Source organism: Halorubrum sp., assembly GCF_046498025.1.
Classification (GTDB): domain Archaea; phylum Halobacteriota; class Halobacteria; order Halobacteriales; family Haloferacaceae; genus Halorubrum.
Map to the genome: position 1 here is coordinate 1 of NZ_JAWOBM010000067.1, position 15,459 is coordinate 15,459.

A 15,459-nucleotide genomic window follows, 5' to 3' on the forward strand; every position below is an offset into this window, starting at 1 on the left:
CGCGTCGCGGCCGGGGCGGCCATCGCCGCCGCCGGGCAGGCGCTCGACGGGGCGAAGGACGACGGTCGGGAGGCGCTCCCGTACGCGCTGTGTCGCCCCAGCGGCCACCACGCCCAGCCCGACTGCGCCGACGGGTTCTGTTACCTCAACAACGTCGCGCTCGCCGCGGAGGCAGCGCTCGCCACCGACGGCGCGGCCGACCGGGTCGCAATAATCGACTGGGACGTCCACCACGGTAACGGCACGCAGGAGGCGTTCTACGACCGGGACGACGTGCTCTTCGTGAGCGCGCACAACGATCACGGCTCCTGGAATCCCGAACGCCACCCCCAAGAGGGCTCGATCGAGGAGTTCGGCGAGGGCGACGGCGAGGGATACACGCTCAACGTCCCGCTTCCGCCGGGCACCGGAGACCGGGGCTACGAGGCGTTCTTCGACCGAGTCGTCGAACCGGCCGTCGCGGGGTTCGACCCCGACCTCGTCCTCGTCAGCGCCGGCCAAGACGCCGGTCCGGCGGACATGAACGGGCGAAACATCGTGACCCGCGAGGGGTTCCGGCGGATGGGCGATCGGGTCCGAACCCTCGCCGACGAGACTGCCGACGGGGCGCTCGCGCTGATCCAAGAGGGCGGCTACCAGCCCGCACACCTCTCGTTCGCTACCCTCGGCGTCTTCGAAGGCGCGCTGGGTCGAACGGTGGATCTCGACGGGTACGGAACCGGCGACCCCTTCGAATTCCTCGACGAGCCGACCGACCTGGTCGACGAGTGGCTCGACCGGGCCGTCGACCACCACCGCGACTCACCCGTGTTCGACTAGCGAGGTGCCGCGGTCTTTCGAAGGGCCGTCAGAGCGACCTGAACCTGGAGCGCCGGTGTTCCGGGACTGATGAGCGGCGACCCCTCTCGCCGTGGAACGGTGTGTTCCCCCGGGTCACGGCGGTTGGAGCGAGGACCGGTGCGTCTCACCTCGGCGGGGATGCACATCAATTTTTTAACCATTTAGGTCGACATGTGAGGCATGATCCCATCACTCGGGACGGCGGGACGCCGAGGCGTCGTGGTCGCCCTCGTTGCGGTGCTCGTCCTTTCGACGGCGACGGGCGTCGCGGCGGCGCAGCCCGTTCAGGGGGCGTCGGGTACCGTTGTCGTCGAAGAGGGCCAGACCGTCTCCAGCGTCGACGCACTCGCGGGGAGCATCGTGGTCCGAGGAACCGTCACGGGTGACGTCTCCGGCGCCGCCGGGACGATTTTCGTTGCCGAGAGTGGGCGCGTCGATGGGTCGATCTCCGGCGCCGCCGGAGACGTCCGCGTTGACGGCGTGGTCGGCGGCGACGTCAGTGCCGGCAGCGGAAACGTCCAAGTGACCGAGACCGCCACGATCGGCGGCGACGTCCGTGTGGGCGCTGAATACGTCCGCATCGACGGTCGGATCGACGGCGACGTCCGTGTGGGCGCTGAGACGATCGTGCTTGGACCGAACGCGGATATCGGTGGCGAGTTCCGCTACGAGGCCGCCCGGTTCACGCAAGATCCCGCCGCGACGGTCGCGGGCGGCGTCGTGGAGGATTCGACCCTCCGGGGCAACGTCGGCACCTTCGCGTTCCCCAACTGGCTGACGTGGGTCTACAGCCTCCTCGCGAATCTCGTGCTCGGGGCCGTTCTGCTCACTCTCTTCCCGGCCTTCTCGGCGAGAGTCGCGGGGCGTGTCTCCGACGAGCCCGCGAAAACCGGCGGGGTCGGACTGCTGACGCTCGTCGGCGGTCCGGTTCTCTTGGCCCTGATCGCTATCACGGTCATCGGCATTCCGCTCGCCCTCCTCGGCGCCGTCGCGTTCGGACTCGCGGTCTGGGTCGGGATCGTCTACGGCCAGTATGCCGTGGGTGCATGGGTTCTCCGACTGGCCGGACGAGACGACCGGTGGCTGGCGCTCGCGGCCGGCCTCGTCGGGTTCGCCATTCTGGGCGCGGTCCCGGTCTTGGGCGGATTCCTCGTCTTCGGTGCGCTGCTGTTGGGACTGGGCGCACTCGCCTCGGAACTCCTCGACTCGTTCCGGACCCGGCGACGGTCGGGTCCCAGCGATCGACAGACGACGTTCGACGAGTCGTTCAGCGAGTCACCCACCGGCTCTTCCACGGAACGGCTGACGAAGGGTCGGTGAGTGCGGTCAACGGCCGGGTGTCGCTTCCGAGCTTCGAGACGTCGCCGGGAGACGGTCAGCGGGCCTCCCGGCGTCCGACCGTCCTCGGAGACGACAGATCCGCCGGTTCCTTCCGGCGGTTCGGGAGCCGCCACGACCACAGCGGGCTATCCAGTCGCCCGGTACCGCGGTCCGAAGGGAACCATGGGGAGTTCCCCCGATCCGGCGATCTCGAAGAGCGACGGGGAGGTTGGAGTCCGCTTCGAACGGAGTTAAAAACGATTTTGAGACCGCCGTCAGTCGTTCACGCTGATCCCGCCGAAGGCGACGAAGCCGGTCACGATTAGGTCGATCTCCTCGTGTTCCTCTTTGCGTCGCGGGCGTTCGTCCTCTACGTCGCCGAAGATCGGTAACACGTCGAGGCGCACGTTCCACCTCCGGGGAACGATGACGTCGACGCCGCCGAACATCGCGACGGCGCTGATCCGCGCCGGACGGTCGGCCACCTCGGCATCACGCAAATCGAGTTCGTACCCGCCGAAGATCGCGGTCAGGTCCGCACCGGTGAACCGCGAGGAAGTCACGCGCTCGTTCCGACCGCCGAAGACGGCGATGCCGTCCACGCTTTGATCGCCGACCTCCACCGCTTTCGTTCGCAGCCGCCCCAGTAGCAGTGAGACGCCAAAGAGGATGATGAGAGCGGGCCAGAAGGAGACCAGGTCGGCCTCCGGAACGAGGTCGAGCGCCGCTATTTGCCAGGCACCGGCCAGCACGATCAGCAAGAGCGGGCCGAACAGGTTTCGGAATCCGCTTTGGACCAGCGCGTACAGACCGAAAAGGACGAAAAGCGACGGCACGTAGATAAGAAGCGGTCCCGTTTCGGCGACGCCGGTAGTGTCGAGCAAGAGTATGATCCCGACGATCACGACGACCGCACCGAGCAGTTCCTGCGTCGACACTCGCTTCGATACTGGCATACCTGCACGCACTCAGAGGACTGCCATGAATGTTATCTATGGTTGTCAGGACGCGGTCCGAGAGCCGATCGAGGCGCCTGGACGACCCCGACGACGTCTCACATCGGCGCGTTCACACTCCTCCGGGACCCGAGCGAAATTCGACGGTGAGTGCGTTAGTAGTATTCCTCGAGAGTGAGACGTTGGAGAGCGCCGTAGATTCCTGTTTGGTCGACCGTAGAGACGTTGCTGAGGACGGCGATCGTGTATTCGGGCTCTTCGTGGTGCAGGGCGACCGCGGAGTACCCCGGGATGGTGCCGGTGTGCCCGTAGAGGTCCTCGCCGTCGATGCGGAGATGTCTGAGGCCGAGGCCGTACTCCCCCTGGGTCGTGACGTCCTTGTCGGGGGCGTCAATGAACGTCCGCATCTCGGCGAGGGTCAATTCGTCGAGGACGCGGCCGTTGAAGAGATCGTTCACGACTTCGGTGACGTCCGGGGCTGTCGAGAGGATGCCGCCAGCGGCGTATGCGCCCGTTTCGAGCGACGTACGGAATCCCGTGAGGTCGCTCCGACCGATTTTGAAGATTGATTCGTCGTAGGCGTTCGCGATCGGTGCAGTCGCGGGGTATCCTAAATAGTACGTCCGATCGCGTCCGAGCTCGTCGCGGACGAGTTGGCCGCGGAGATCTCGGTACGGGGTTCCCGTCGCGCGTTCGAGGACGACGCCGAGGAGGAGGTAGTTCGAGTTCGAGTATTCGTGACGCGCACCGGGTCGGAAGCGGAGGCTGTCCCCCCGAACGACATCGACGAGTTCGGTCGGGGTCCACCGTTTCGTCGGACGACCGAAGTACCGGGCGATGAACCAAGGATCTTCGGTGTAGCTCGGGACGTCGCTGGTGTGGTTAAGGAGCATTCGAACGGTGATTCCACTGTCGTCGTCCAGATCGACCCAGTTATCGATCGAATCTGAGAGTGAGACCACGCCGCGTTGGATGTGACGGAGGACGAGTGTGGCTGTGAACAGTTTCGTGACGCTCCCGATGTAGAGGTGGTGGGCCGCGCCGAGTTGTCGTTGGCGGTCGTGGTCGGCGTGTCCGGCGACGCCGCGCCAGCAGGTACCGTCGCCGAAGCGAATGGACGCCTGGAGCCCGGTCTGGTCACGACGGTCACTGGACCCGTCGAGGACGCACTGATATCGACTCGACGGAACTCGCCGAGCATTCGGCCCGGTGACGCGAGGGTCCCTCCGCGGCCGACCGCCGAGGTCAGTGCGGTCACGGTCGGCATGGAGGTACTGGGTGCGTCGCAGCCACCCGCCCCCAGCGATGACGCCCGCCGCGCCGAGTCCCCCCAGAAATCGGAGGACACGCCGGCGCGTTCCAGCGGGTCAGCCGTCGGTGTCGGTCGGGGTTTCGCCGTCGTTCTGTGGTGTCCGCATCGCTCTCGTATTGCCTTTGCCCGGTATGTTCATTGAACGTTCGCCTCGGCCGCCGCGAGTCGAGGGCAACGCGACCCGCCCGCCGATAGTTGGGCCTCCCTCTCCCTACTTCCTCGCCGTGACTCTCTCCACGATTGGGCAACCCGGTCCGTTCGCGGAAACCCCGCACCGAGAGCTGCCCCCCGGATCGGTGCGCTTGCAGCGATACGATCAACCAAGTAGGCGTGTACTGTCACGACGTTCTCAGAGTTAACAACCGAGGTCCGGAGCGTCTTCCCGGCGCCGACGCGAAGACGAGGTTCGTCCACGGGTTGCTCTCACGCTCTGGACAAGACTCGAATGCGACGGTTCGACTGGTTCCGTACGGCGGTTTCAGACGAGTATTGCGGTGAGAACGAGGTTCGCGGCAGTCACGACGACCAACCCCGGCCAGATGCTTTGTGTTCGTTGGGCGGCCGCGCCGACGATCACGCCGAGCCCGAAGGCGTATACGAGGAGATACAGCGCAGCCTGGAGCGGTTCGAAAAAGAAGACCGGGATTGATTGAAAAGCGGTGAATACGACCGCCTGGCCGACGACTGCCACTCTCGGTCGGGTCCGGCGGTTTAACGACTGTAGCAACCAGCCTCGGAAGAACAGTTCCTCGCTATACAGCGTCACGAAGCCGCCGAACAGCGCTAGCCCAACCCATCCACCCAACCCATCGATCCGGACTACCCACGCGAACGTTGGATCCGGACCTTCGAGTGCGAGGACGAGCAAGCGATCATAGACACCGCTCCACGGTTCAACGAGGACGAGCAGAATCCCATACGCGATACCTGCGGCGACCGCTGTTCGAAGCCCCTGCTCACGGTCGGGAGTCCGGAATGCGATACGGTCGGTGTCGCGATGTCGAACGAGACTGAGTAACGGAACAACCAACCAGAAAACGTGGAAGATCGGCGTCGTCGTCCGCAGTATCAGCGGAGTAACCACCAGCGCGACGAGCGCGAGCGCCGTCCAGAGAATCGCGATAGGAACCAGACGACGGGAGGCCCGACGTGCCGACGTCTCCGACTCCCTCAGAGATGTCATACACTACCGATGTCGTTTCACTCATAAATTGATTCCCAGGAAGCGACAATACCATAAGATTTTGACAGATGTGCCTGTACGGACGGTATGGAAACTCATTCTCATGCGTTGTCTGAGTCGATGGAATCAGCCGATGACGAGGCGATCGCCATTCAGACGGTCGGATTGACGAAACGCTACGGAACGGACGTTCTCGCTGTTGAGGATCTCGATCTGACCGTCTACGAGGGCGAGATATTCGGCTTTCTCGGGCCGAACGGCGCCGGAAAGTCCACAACGATCGACGTGATCATGGACTACGTCCGCCCGTCGGCTGGGAGTGCAACCGTCCTCGGTCTCGATGCCCAAACGGAGACGAGGAAAATCCACGAACGAGTCGGTATTCTCCCGGACGGATACGGACTCTACGACCGCCTCACCGGTCGCAAACACCTAGAGTATGCGATTTCGTTGAAACGGTCCGACGACGCTGTCGACGACCTCCTCGATCGAGTCGGTCTCGACGCTACAGCCGCTGACCGTGTCGTCGGTGGCTATTCGAAGGGGATGATGCAGCGATTAGCCCTCGCGATTGCTCTCGTCGGCGATCCCGACCTGTTGATACTCGACGAGCCGTCATCGGGACTCGACCCTAACGGCGTTCGCCTCGTCCGCGAGATCGCCAGAGACCACGCTAACCGGGGGAAGACCGTCTTCTTCTCCAGCCACATTCTCAGTCAGGTCGAAGCCGTCTGTGACCGCGTCGCGATACTCGACCGCGGCAGACTCGTCGCTATCGATTCGATCGACGGGCTTCGTGACGCGCTCGGAACGGAATCAACGGTAACGCTTACCGTCAATACCGTCCCGGAATCGCTGACCCTCGCGGAGATCGTCGGTGTCTCCGATGTCGTAGTCGATGACCGGACGATTCGAGTCAGTGTCGACGACGTCACCGCCAAAGTCGACGTGATTGACCGTGTACGCGAGGACGGCGCCGCAATTCTTGACGTGACGATCGAGGAGTCATCGTTGGAGGATCTGTTCAGCGCTTACACCGGTGACGCACCCACGCGAGTCACCGACTCGGAGGGGAAGCGATGACGCCAACCGCGATCTGGCTGACGATCGCTCGAAAAGAATTCGCCGACGCCCTCCGGTCGCGAATGATCTGGGGAATCGTCGGAATCATCGCCGTGATGACGTCGCTGTCGGCGGGCATCTCGCTGCTCATTCCCGACGTCGAAGGCGGTGCCGAGACGGCTATCGGCGGCGCCGAGATGGCTATCGGCGGCGCGTCGCAGTTCGCGGGACTCCTCGTCCCGATCATGGCGCTGATCGCCGCCTATCTCGCGATCGCCGGCGAGCGGGAATCGGGGAGCCTGAAGGTGATCCTTGGACTCCCGCCGTCGCGGGGCGAAGTGCTCCTCGGGAAGTTTCTCGGTCGGAGTGGTGTCGTCGCCATCGGACTCGCGCTGGGGTTCGTGGTTTCGGGCGTCGTCACGGCGGTTCTCTACGGTGGGCTCCCAGTGGGAGCGTTCCTCGGAACCACACTTTTGACCGTCCTTCTCGGCGTTTCATTCGTCGGCGTCGCCATCGGGATCTCGGCCGTTACGGCGACACGAGGTCGGGCGATGACCGTGGCGATCACGGCGTACCTCGGGTCGACGCTCCTCTGGGATCTGGTTCCCTTCATCGGTCACGTGCTGGTCACTGGTGAGACGCCTGGCACAGTTGTACCCGCGTGGTTCCTCCTCGTGCAGGGGTTCAGTCCGACCGGAGCGTACAACGCGCTCGTCCAACGGCTGTTGCTCGGTGGAACTGCAGTGGAAGGGCGGCTCGCTGGCCCGACACCCGGCTATCTTGATCCAACGGTCTTCGTGCTTATCCTGTTCGCCTGGGCTGTCGCCCCGCTTCTCGTCGGGTATCTCTGGTTCCGCCGAGCCGATCTGAGCTGATCGTCCTCGTGGAACCGGTGAGAGGCTTCGATGGATGCGAGGAATAGGCAGCGCACGTGCAGCAGCTTCGGACAGACGCTGTTGAAATCCTCTTTTTCAGTCGTCCTCTCGTCCGAAACGGTTGATCGCTGCAAGCGATATGCTGAACAGAGACCCCGTGAACCTCCGGTGCCGCTGCGCTTGAGAAGCACAGTAGTTTTGTTCACCGAAACGGTGTTATGGTGGGGGACAGACGCCACGCTGACTGTTATTTATTACTACCTCGACGCGTAACGTGGCGAACATGAGTGAAGTCCGAGGTTCGAGCGGAGGTAGTCATCGTGGTCCCGTTTGTGGATCCCGGCCTCCGGTGAGCGGACTCCGTGTCGTGCGTCGGGGGACCCACGTCGGGATCGGGTCCGTGTCTCCCGTCGTGAGCCGGTTCTTCGAGCCGAGAGCCGAGGTCGGTTTATAACTCAGTAACATGTCTGAACCGGATTCCATTCGGGAGGAGACGAAGCACCGTCGAGGCGGTTCGGCGGTCGACAAGGGAAAGATCGCTGCGTTCGTCGCGCTCGCGTTCGGCATCTCGTGGACTGCGGCGGCCGCGTTGTATCTCGTCGGCGTCGAGTACAACACGATTGCGAGCACCGTGCTCGTGGTGATCTTCTTCATGTGGGCTCCCGGGGTCGCCGCGGTCGTGGTCCAGCTGCGGACCGGGGAGCCGGTCCGTGCCGGCATTGGTCTCGTCCGGGGGCGGCTCCGCTGGAGCGTGGTGGCGTGGCTGGCCCCGGTCGCGCTCCTGGCCGCGACCCTCGGAATCGGGGTGGCACTCCCGGGCATCTCCATCACGACGGACTACGGCGCGTTCCTCGCCGAGCAGGGATTCTCCGAGGAGCAGATCGAGCGATCACTCGCCCTTCTTGAGGGGCTCCCGGTTCCGCCGATCGTCCTGTTCGTGGGGCAGGGGCTCGTCGCCGGGGTGACGATCAACGCCGTCGCGGCTCTCGGGGAAGAACTCGGCTGGCGCGGGCTGCTGTTGACGGAGCTTTCGACGCTGGGGTTCTGGCGGCTCTCTGGCGTCACGGGCGCGGTCTGGGGGGTCTGGCACGCGCCGATCATACTTCAGGGTCACAACTTCCCGGAGGCACCGATAGCGGGCGTCGCGACGATGACTGTTTGGACCGTCGCCGCGTCGCCGGTGTTCACGTACCTGACCGTCCGGGCGCGGTCCGTCCTCGCCGCCACGTTCTTCCACGGATCGTTCAACGCGGTCGGCTCGCTCTCGCTGGTCTACCTGACCGGTGCCGGGAACCTGCTTACCGCCGCCGTCGGGGTCGCCGGAATCGGCGCGGCGGTCGTGGCCGTCGTCACTTGCGTCCTCCACGACCGGTTTCTCGCCGACGAGCGGATCACGACGGGGGAGCCGCTGTCGCCGTGGGCGTAACCACGCCTAGCCGAGAGACCGAACGGGACAGCCGAATCGAGATTCACCACGGACATGAAGCCGCCGTCCAGAGGTGTTTCGGACCCGTTCGTCGGATCTTCACTCACGACGAACCACCTGAGTGTCTGGCCCGTTGGTTAATCGCGAGAGACTGTGTTTTGCAGGGTATCTATCTCACACCGCACGCAGAGATCATCAGGGAAACACGAGAGACTGTCGTACGGACACGCTCGTTCTTCCACGTTCAGCGCTTCACGGCGCTTTTCCCGTCGCCAGATCGATTCCCAGACGTCGATATCCATCTCGGCAGACGTAAAGACGACCTCGCCGTCTCGATCGATGATCTTCGCCGCAGTGACGTCGTACCGACGGTCTTTCACCACCGCTATCGCGTCTGTATACGAGGAGCATGGAATCTCTCGGATCCCGGCGTCATCGTCGAGCAGTTTGACCCGCAGCCCCCCGTCGTATTCCTCGGTTGGCTGTAACCCCTCTGTCATAGGAGACACTCTGTCGACCCGATGAAAAGGATTCGCCTTTGAATATCCAGTGAACGACCCCAGACCACCGGCACGACTGCGGTTCATATCCGGGCTCTGGCGGGATCCTCCACTCGATCTCGCCCCGAAACGGATATGACCGGAGGCCGGGTACCGATCAGTATCAGTATCTGAGGTGGAACACCGATTTCTTGTTAATCGGTTATCAATTACGAGCCAATGACGGATTCGCCACAGACACTCAACAACTACGTCGCCAACTCGTCGTCTATTCTCCTTCTCGCTCCGTTGCTCGGTCCGACCGATAACGGTGCCTGCGTCGATCTGTTGACCCGGGATCCGCCCGCTGAGACCAACGTCTTGTCTGTCACTCTCACGGCGTCCCCGACGGATCGACTGTCGATCTGGCGACGCGAGACGGACACCGACCTCCCCACACTGACGGTAGCGACGCTTCGACCGTTGTACGAGTCGGTGATCGAGTATTCCTCGGACGACGGCTGGATCCCGATCGAGCACGAGAGAACGACGACGGCACCGACGTTCGGTTCGACGACGCCGCCGCCGGGCGGAACGGCAAAGACCGATCCGAACCGCTCCGAAGCAGTGCCGATGCGGTACTCCTTCGAGACACTGCTGGAACTAGTGACGTCCCCGCGCCGGCGCACGCTGTTGTACAACTTGAAGAGCCAGTCGGCCGAAGAGATTCCACTCGATCAGCTCGTTGAGGAAGTCCACAGTATCGATCGGTCGCTACCGGTCCGCGATGCGCCGTCACGCGAGAAAGTCCGGATGGAACTCGTCCACGTCCGCCTCCCGAGGCTCCAAGACGCCGGCATCATCCAGTACGACGCCGACTCAGAAGTGATCCACTACACGAAGAATCAAGTGCTAGAAGCCTTCCTCCGATACGTCGAGACGATCGAAGTAGGGTGACGGACGGTCGCAGACCGGCCGACGAGACGACGACGCGCTCGGAGCTGTTCGGTATACCACGCCAGTGTTTCACCGGACTGCACCCCTCCGTCGGTGCCGTCTATTCGACACTCGTCGCTGAAAACGACGGTGCGAGTTCCTCGTGAGAAGACGATCCGATTCCACTCTCCCGGCAACGCCACCACCCGGCGTGTCTCAGCGCGTCACGTCGCTCCCGGAAGCGGTCTCCCCTCAGAGCCGGTCCGCGTTTGCCGCAACCTCGTGTCCCGGGACGAATCCGCGCCGTTCGAGGAGGTAGTACGCGAGCGTGTGCGCGACGAACGATGCGAGAAGGCCGTTCAACGCCGCTCCCGCCGGGCCGGGGAGCACCTGTGGCGCGGCGACGCCGGGAACGACTTGCCCGGCAGTGAGCACCGCGACCAGCGCGCCGACCGCGTACGCGCCGACCGCGATCCAGCGAACGCCGGTGAACCGGACGTCCTTCATCTTCGGGATGTCCATCTTCCAGCACAGCAGGAAGTCGGCGATGATGACCCCGCCGAGTGGCGGGACGTACTGGCCGAGCGTGGAGAGCCACGGGAGCAGCAGACCGTCGGCACCCACTAACGCGAGCCCGATACCGATCGCGCCGCCGGCCAAGACGAACGGTCGCTTCCGGTCGAATTCGAAGGCCTCGCTGCCGGCGACGCCGAACGCGTACGCGGCGTTGTCGTTCGTCGTCCAGATGTTCAGTATCAGCGCGATGAGCCCGACCGCGGCGAGCCCCTGTGCGGCGAGGACCTCGTAGAGGTCGCCGGCGGGCGTCACGTCGTATACCACGCCGCCGACGGCGCCGGAGATGAACAGGAAGCCGTTCCCGACGAGGAACGCGATCAGTCCCGCCCAGAACCCGATCTTCGAGTTCACGGCGAACCGCGCCCAGTTCGGCGCCTGCGTCCCCCCGCTGATGAACGTGCCGACGACGATCGTCACGGCCGCGGCGAAGCCCATCTCGCCGGTGCCGGTCTGGCCGAGCAGGCCGTCGAGCCCGCCCGCGTCTTGGGTCGCGATGCCGATCGAAAGCAGCCCGACGACGACCAGGAACGGGACGGCGACGAGCGAGAGCTTCTCCATCCCCTCGTAGCCGAAGTACGCCGTCGCGAGGTGCAAGACGCCCCAGACCACGATCAGCATCGCGCTGAAGGTCGGCGTATTAAGCTCGAAGAACTTCGCGGTCGGGATCGCAATGAGCGGAATCGTGACGCCGAACCAGCCGACCTGTGTCCCACCGAGCAGCAGGTCAGCGAACTTGGCCCCCCAGCGTCCGAAGCTGTAGCGCGCCAGTAAGACCGTCGTCAAGCCCGCTTTCGCGGCGATGCCACAGAGCGTCGCGACGTACACCCCCAGAATCAGGTAGCCGACGGCCATCGCCGTCAACATCGGCCCGAACCCCATCGCCGCGCCGACGCCGGCGCCCGCCCACAGCGTGCCGGCGAAGAACACGAACCCGAGGAGAACCGCGGAGATGCTGACGAGGCCCTTGCGTTCGTCCGGCGGCACGTGGTCGATCGGGTAGTCGGGATCCGGCAACTCCTCGTCACCGAATACGAACTGACGAATTACTGATCGTTTATCCTCGGCTGCCATACTTCCCCCTGCGATTTCGCAGGTATAAACCTCGGGAGTACGGCGACATTTGATTCACGGGAGCAAACAACAGCTATATCTACACTTCTGGAGACCACCCCGTATGACGGAGTATCTCGTGACTGAGTGTCGGACGCTGGACGGGGCAGCCAGAGACATCGTCATCACGGACGGCGAGATCGGCCGGATCGTGCCTGCCGGGGAGGCCGATCGAGACGGTGTGCCGGCGGACCGCCGTTATGACGCCGCCGGACGGCTGGTGACGCCACCGCTCGTCGAACCGCACCTCCACCTCGACGCGACCGGGACGGCCGGCGACCCGCGGTGGAACACCAGCGGGACGCTCGCCGAGGGGATCGAGATCTGGGCGGAGTACAAAGCGGACATCTCCGTCGACGACATCGTCGAGCGCGCGACGCGGACCGTCGAGTGGTACGCGGCCCACGGCGTGACGCGGATTCGGACCCACGCCGATACGACGGACCCGTCGCTGACGACGGTCGAGGCGCTCCTCGAGCTCGAGTCCGCGGTCGCCGACATCGTTGACCTGCAGGTCGTCGCGTTCCCGCAGGACGGGATCCTGACCGACGAGACCCACGAAGACCTCCTGACCGATGCCGTCGAGATGGGCGCCGACGTGATCGGCGCGATCCCGCACAACGAACACACGCGAGAGGACGGCGTCGAGAGCGTGCAGATCGCCTGTGACCTCGCCGAGCGCCACGACCGACCGCTGGATCTGCACATCGACGAGACCGACGACCCGAACTCCCGGTTCACCGAGGTGCTCGCCAGCGAAGCGCTCAAACGCGGGATCGGTGACCGCACGACGGCGAGCCACGCGACGGCGCTGCACTCGTACAACAACGCCTACGCGGCGAAGGTCGTCTCGCTGATCGCCGACAGCGGCGTCAGCGTCGTGACGAACCCGCCGGACAACTCCGTCCTGCAGGGGAGCTACGACGATTACCCGCGGCGGCGCGGACACACCCGCATCGACGAACTCCGGGAGGCGGGCGTCACCGTGGGTATCGGGCACGACTCCGTGCTCGATCCGTGGTACCACTACGGCGTCGCCGACCCGCTCGACGCCGCGTTCATCCTCGTCCACTACGCGCACATGGCCGGCCACGACGACGTCGCAGCCCTCTGGGAGATGCTGACCGACGCCAACGCGTCGGTGTTCGGCGTGACGGACTATGGGCTCGAGGAAGGGAACGAGGGATCGCTCGTGGTGTACGACAGCCCCGACGCGTTCAACGCGCTTCGAACCCGAGCGCCCAGAACGCTCGTGCTCCGGAACGGTGCGCCCGTCGCGCGGACGGAACCGAGCGTGACACGGGTCGAGCGTGACAGCGGACCGCACACGGTCGATTTCCACCGCTGAGCAACTCCGGACCGGCACGCAGGCGCCGCGACCGCGCCGCTATTTGCTGCCGCGAGGAACACGCTGTATCCCCCGATCGACACAGCCCCGATTCAGTACTTAGTCACGGAAACATGACTCGGCCTGGGCGGTCCGGAAATATATAAAATTTTAGGGTATTACAGTAAATCATATGTTTTATTATATATAAGTTGTCGCCGATCGGCATTATTCTCGGAGGGCTTGGACCGTCTTGAGGTCGACTCTGGGGAGGACTTGTCTCGGTCATCCGTGTATTCGTTCATAGTGCGTTATCCGCGGTTCTAATGGCTCTTCTCGTACGATACGAGAGACAGGTGAAAACGGCGTGAAATCACCGTAGAGCAAGTCCATCGCTTTGTTGTCTCTTTGAATACGGACACTTTAGCGCTATCAGCGTCGAAATAGTATTATTTCGAGCATTGCTGATGTAACGGACAGTATGATCCCGGGTACCTCCCGGGAGATCACATCGCTCCGAGGATCATCGAGATGAATCGGTCGCTCATACAAGACAAATTATCAGATTAATATATAATATAATTAATTGGAATTTTTCGGATGTGCGCTCGGGAGCACCGGGCCCCTCCACCCCGGACCGCTGTCAGCATGCGACGGCGACCGGCGGAATCGCCGCCGCACAGGTGGACAAAGTCCCACGGACCGCAGCGAGTACAGCGACGACCGGCAGCATCTCTTTCTCCGAGCGTGAGCACACTGGACCGAAACGCGGACTGGAGACGTTCGGCACTAGTGTTACAGTCGTACGGCTGTAATACTATTTCCAAGACAGCTGTTCGGGTATTCAGAACAGCCGGTCGTCACCCCCCGGAAATACGTCCTGAGATTACCTCTCTGTGTCATCGGGTGCGTAATCGGTCGACATGTTGAGCGTGACTTCGATGAGATTCGAGGTCCGGGTCACCACTTCTGGAATTGCGTCCCGAAACCGATTGCTCTCGAGCATACTTTTCGGGCCAGAGACACTGATCGCGCCGAGTACCTCGCCGCTCGGACTACAGACGGAAACACCGACTGCCCGAAAGCCCTTGATTTCCTCTTCGTCGTTGTACGCGTACCCTCGATCTCTGATCGTCGCCAGCTCGTCGAGCATGGTCTCTTTGTCGGTTATCGTCTGGGGCGTTCGTCTCGGGAGTCCGTGAGCGTCGAGGATCGATTCGGCGGTCTCCGACGAAAGCGATGCGAGTATGGCTTTGCCCGTGGCCGTCACGTGGAGGTGATCCGGTTTCTGTACCTTCTTGCTCTGGTAGTCGTACCTTTCGACCGCGTCTCCCTTCGACTGATACAGATTGATCCCCTTGCCCTCTTCTTCCACGGAAAGGTGGGCGTATAGCCCGGTTTCGTCCGCAAGGTTGTCGATCTCATCACGCCCGATCACGAAGAGCCGGCTCTGCTTCCGGACCGATTCCCCCAGCAGCGACACTCTGTATGCGAGTCTGTACTTCGTTTCCTCCTGAACGACGTACCCGCACTGTTCGAGCGTTTTGAGATAGGCGTGGACCGTACTCTTGGCGAGTCCGATCTCCTCGGCGATCTCCGTGATGCCGAGGCACTCCTCTCGCTCGAGGAGTTCGATCACCTCGAACGACCTCGACACCGTCTGTCGCGTCCCCGAGCCGTTTCGCGCGGTTCGTTGAGTCATATCGCTATTCGTTCGACCGGTTACTTAGTGGTTCGCATATGATGAATAATATCGCCATCAACACCTATTATCATCTATCGTATCTGTGTGAAACACTACGTTCAGTCAATAAGATAGAGGAGAACGCAAAAATAGTGTGCGTTCCTATCGACTAAGCGAATTGCCGTTCGGATTAACAGAACGACTTCTGACGGGCCGAAAACGGCTCTCGACGGCGTTCTCCCGGAGCGAACCACTCGCTGTGGCCGGAACGGACCACACGGAACGGCCGATCCAGGGAGGTGTGTCTGGCGGACCGCTACTCGAACGGCCCGTCGCTCGGAGGAGCGGCCCTTCGGCGTCGATGATCTGGCTG

General features: G+C 63.3%; 13 protein-coding genes. 7 read left to right on the forward strand and 6 right to left on the reverse strand.

Features of this window, described 5'->3' with window-relative positions:
• Together R6U01_RS12415 and R6U01_RS12420 are read left to right on the forward strand one after the other, a co-directional pair.
• Positions 1–819 (forward strand): class II histone deacetylase (locus tag R6U01_RS12415; RefSeq protein ID WP_410286766.1); only part of this gene is annotated, 819 nt, incomplete at its 5' end.
• A 201-nt stretch (positions 820–1,020) separates the two neighbouring features.
• Positions 1,021–2,160 carry a cell shape determination protein CcmA gene (locus tag R6U01_RS12420; protein WP_410286767.1) on the forward strand — a complete coding sequence of 380 codons (1,140 nt, stop codon included), beginning with the start codon at positions 1,021–1,023 and terminating at the stop codon, positions 2,158–2,160.
• Between the two features lie 275 nt (positions 2,161–2,435).
• Here the strand turns inward: R6U01_RS12420 and R6U01_RS12425 are convergent, their stop codons facing one another.
• The 3 genes from R6U01_RS12425 to R6U01_RS12435 form a co-directional block, all read right to left on the reverse strand.
• Positions 2,436–3,116 (reverse strand): LiaF transmembrane domain-containing protein, encoded by a 681-nt coding sequence (locus R6U01_RS12425; RefSeq protein WP_410286768.1) that lies wholly within the window; start codon positions 3,114–3,116, stop codon positions 2,436–2,438.
• A 155-nt stretch (positions 3,117–3,271) separates the two neighbouring features.
• Positions 3,272–4,450 carry a serine hydrolase domain-containing protein gene (locus tag R6U01_RS12430; RefSeq protein ID WP_410286820.1) on the reverse strand — a complete coding sequence of 393 codons (1,179 nt, stop codon included), beginning with the start codon at positions 4,448–4,450 and terminating at the stop codon, positions 3,272–3,274.
• A 456-nt stretch (positions 4,451–4,906) separates the two neighbouring features.
• On the reverse strand, positions 4,907–5,611 hold the full coding sequence (locus R6U01_RS12435; protein ID WP_410286769.1) for a CPBP family intramembrane glutamic endopeptidase: 705 nt from the start codon (positions 5,609–5,611) through the stop codon (positions 4,907–4,909).
• Between the two features lie 87 nt (positions 5,612–5,698).
• Here R6U01_RS12435 and R6U01_RS12440 point away from each other — a divergent pair, with 87 nt between their 5' ends.
• The 3 genes from R6U01_RS12440 (at position 5,699) to R6U01_RS12450 (ending at position 8,974) form a co-directional block, all read left to right on the forward strand.
• On the forward strand, positions 5,699–6,694 hold the full coding sequence (locus R6U01_RS12440) for an ABC transporter ATP-binding protein (RefSeq protein ID WP_410286770.1): 996 nt from the start codon (positions 5,699–5,701) through the stop codon (positions 6,692–6,694).
• Positions 6,691–7,548: an ABC transporter permease subunit gene (locus R6U01_RS12445; protein ID WP_410286771.1), complete on the forward strand. Its 858-nt coding sequence runs from the start codon at positions 6,691–6,693 to the stop codon at positions 7,546–7,548. The genes R6U01_RS12440 and R6U01_RS12445 overlap by 4 nt, the downstream gene beginning before the upstream one ends.
• 463 nt (positions 7,549–8,011) lie before the next feature.
• Entirely contained in the window at positions 8,012–8,974 is a 963-nt protein-coding gene (locus tag R6U01_RS12450) for a CPBP family intramembrane glutamic endopeptidase (protein ID WP_410286772.1), read from the forward strand.
• 137 nt (positions 8,975–9,111) lie between these two features.
• On the opposite strand, the gene R6U01_RS12455 is transcribed toward R6U01_RS12450, so the two are convergent.
• Entirely contained in the window at positions 9,112–9,474 is a 363-nt protein-coding gene (locus R6U01_RS12455) for a hypothetical protein (protein WP_410286773.1), read from the reverse strand.
• Positions 9,475–9,693: 219 nt separating this feature from the next.
• On the opposite strand from R6U01_RS12455, the gene R6U01_RS12460 reads away from it, so the two are divergent.
• Positions 9,694–10,410, forward strand: a complete 717-nt coding sequence (locus R6U01_RS12460; RefSeq protein ID WP_410286774.1) for a hypothetical protein — start codon at positions 9,694–9,696, stop codon at positions 10,408–10,410.
• Positions 10,411–10,641: 231 nt separating this feature from the next.
• Here R6U01_RS12460 and codB read toward each other — a convergent pair whose 3' ends face one another.
• Positions 10,642–12,036, reverse strand: a complete 1,395-nt coding sequence (gene codB / locus R6U01_RS12465) for a cytosine permease (RefSeq protein WP_410286775.1) — start codon at positions 12,034–12,036, stop codon at positions 10,642–10,644.
• A 103-nt stretch (positions 12,037–12,139) separates the two neighbouring features.
• On the opposite strand from codB, the gene R6U01_RS12470 reads away from it, so the two are divergent.
• Positions 12,140–13,423 (forward strand): cytosine deaminase, encoded by a 1,284-nt coding sequence (locus R6U01_RS12470; RefSeq protein ID WP_410286776.1) that lies wholly within the window; start codon positions 12,140–12,142, stop codon positions 13,421–13,423.
• Positions 13,424–14,288: 865 nt separating this feature from the next.
• Here R6U01_RS12470 and R6U01_RS12475 read toward each other — a convergent pair.
• A complete protein-coding gene (locus R6U01_RS12475) occupies positions 14,289–15,104 on the reverse strand; it encodes an IclR family transcriptional regulator (RefSeq protein ID WP_410286777.1) in 816 nt (271 codons plus the stop codon).
• Positions 15,105–15,459: the final 355 nt, after the last annotated feature.